The organism is Bartonella sp. AU18XJBT (assembly GCF_028618595.1).
In the GTDB taxonomy this organism is placed as follows: Bacteria; Pseudomonadota; Alphaproteobacteria; order Rhizobiales; family Rhizobiaceae; genus Bartonella.
The window spans coordinates 1-2240 of the sequence record NZ_JAQITE010000109.1; the positions used below are offsets into that span (position 1 = coordinate 1).

Here is a 2240-nt window from a genome sequence, read left to right on the forward strand (position 1 = left end):
AGCTAAAGTTATCCACAGATAATGGGGTTATGCACCCCATATCTTAAGATTGACCCGTGACATATGCCGCCCATTTATCCATATAGACACGGCGCTGTTCTAGATAGTCAGTACGACGATAGGCACGTTCTACTTTACCGCCGACCGTATGACTTAAAATGGTTTCAGCGATCTCATAGGAGGCATCGGTTGTCTCAGCGAGCCAATCACGTAAACTAGAACGAAAACCATGCGGGCAGGCTTCAAGTTTATTTTTTCTCATATATTTTGACATAACCATAGGTGAAATAGGAGCCCGACTAGAAAAAGAAAAGATGAAATTACTTTTAGAGATACAACGGGCTTGTTCGATTACTTTCATTGCCTCTGATGATAAGGGGACGCGAAATTCTGTTGTAGCATCGCGCTTTCCTTTCATATTTTCAGCAGGGATAGTCCATATATCCCCATCAATTTGATCTTTATGAATATGGCGTATAGGATTAGTACGAACGCCTGTCAGAATAAGCAAGCGTAAAGCCAGTTGTGTTAAGGTTGATGCTTCGCAAAGTATTTTATAAAAAGCAGGAACATCTTTCCAATCCATTGCAGGTAAATTTTGTGTTTTATGGCGTTGTTTTCCTAAGAGAGCTTGTGCTTTTGTTACTGCTTGTAAATCAACATCCAAACCCAAAGCAGCGGCATGTTTGAGACAAAGATTGAGACGAATGAGAGCTCTACGCGCTGTAACAGCTTTTGTATGCCAGATAGGGGCAAGCGTATTGCGTATCTCTGTTTGGGTAATCTCAGAAACGGGTAAACAGCCTAATTTAGGGAGAATATGAAGGCGTAATGGTAAAAACCAATATCCATCTTTGCCATCCCCTTTTAATTCAGCTTTCCGACTTTCAAAAGCATCTAAAGCAATATCTTTTAAATAATGGAGATTGCTTATTGCCTCACGCTTTTGTTTATTACGTTCTTTAATGGGGTCGCGACCTTCACGTAAAACAGAGCGCCACCCAGTTGCCAATTCACGGGCTTGTTTTAAAGAAACATCTCGCAACGCACCCAAGCCCATTTCACGACGGCGCCCGTGAAGGGTATACCGTAAAATCCATTGAGCACCGCCATCTTTACGCTTATGAAGTAACAAGCCGGCACCATCGTTATATTTGCCAGCCCCCAATGTTGCGACAGATCTTGCATTAAGACGGTTCATAAGAGCCATTTTTAGTCCTTTCTTATACAAATTTGATCCACACACTCATCCCACTTGTTATGTGCAAATGAGTAGTTTTGATTGATTCAAGATAGAGAGGTTTGAAATGAGAGAATCTTACGATATTCGGGTCTCTAATTCAATATGAATAACACTAAATTATCATTATAAATCAATATCTTGAACAGGTGATGCATATTCTCAATAGCCAATCCAAAGGTGGGATTATGGCTGAGAGGGGAGCGTTTGAAGATGAGAGAGAAGCTGTAAAGAGTTGGAGCAGGGTAGATAGTATTACGGTTTTGAAAAATGGCGCTTTGGCAGGGGGTAAGATACAGCCCAAACCCATAGCGCAATTTCCAACCGGTTTTTTCCAACTGTTTAATGAAGCGAAAGAAGCAATTAATCAAGTATCAAGATCATTATGGTTATGAATTTTGAAGAGGTTTTGAGTTTTGACGGTTGCTGCTATTATATAAAAAATAGCAAAAAATAAAAATGTTATATTTCAATGTATTAAGATTTTACAGATCTTTAAAAAACAACCTATATCGACATTACAACCTATAAATTCAACTAATAATATACGTTTTGAAGGTATTTTGACGGTTTTTACACCTTCAAAACCTCTCTATAAAATGGTTCATAAAACCTATCAAAATACTCATTCTGATATTTTAAAGCCCATGGTGCATTTGTCTTGATTAACAGGTCAATTAACACATCAAACAAACAGCAAATTTCACTATTTTGCTGATCTGATCTCTCTCATGGGCTGTGGATAAACAGCCTTTAAAAAACCTTTTGAAAAAAATTTATCCGCTTTTTAGCATTTTCCGCATTTTTCACACTATTCATTCAAAATGGATTTAATTAACTTCATTTCGATTCTTTTGAAGAGAATTAATCAATTAGAATATATTGTTATGGAGTTTATTCTTTATGCTTCGCCCTCATCATTCCGATCATGAACATGTCTCTTTACGCTCTCTCTTAGAATATTATCGTCAACAAGCAAAATCACCCCGTGAATTGGGAA

At 37.9% G+C, this 2240-nt stretch carries 1 protein-coding gene and 1 pseudogene; one reads left to right on the forward strand and one right to left on the reverse strand.

The features are described 5' to 3' along the window. Positions 1-43 precede the first annotated feature (43 nt). Entirely contained in the window at positions 44-1210 is a 1167-nt protein-coding gene (locus tag PVV60_RS10245; protein ID WP_273724645.1) for a site-specific integrase, read from the reverse strand. A 161-nt stretch (positions 1211-1371) separates the two neighbouring features. Here PVV60_RS10245 and PVV60_RS10250 point away from each other — a divergent pair. Beyond that, positions 1372-1617 (forward strand): annotated as a pseudogene (locus PVV60_RS10250) (phage portal protein); the annotation flags it as partial. Positions 1618-2240 lie beyond the last annotated feature (623 nt).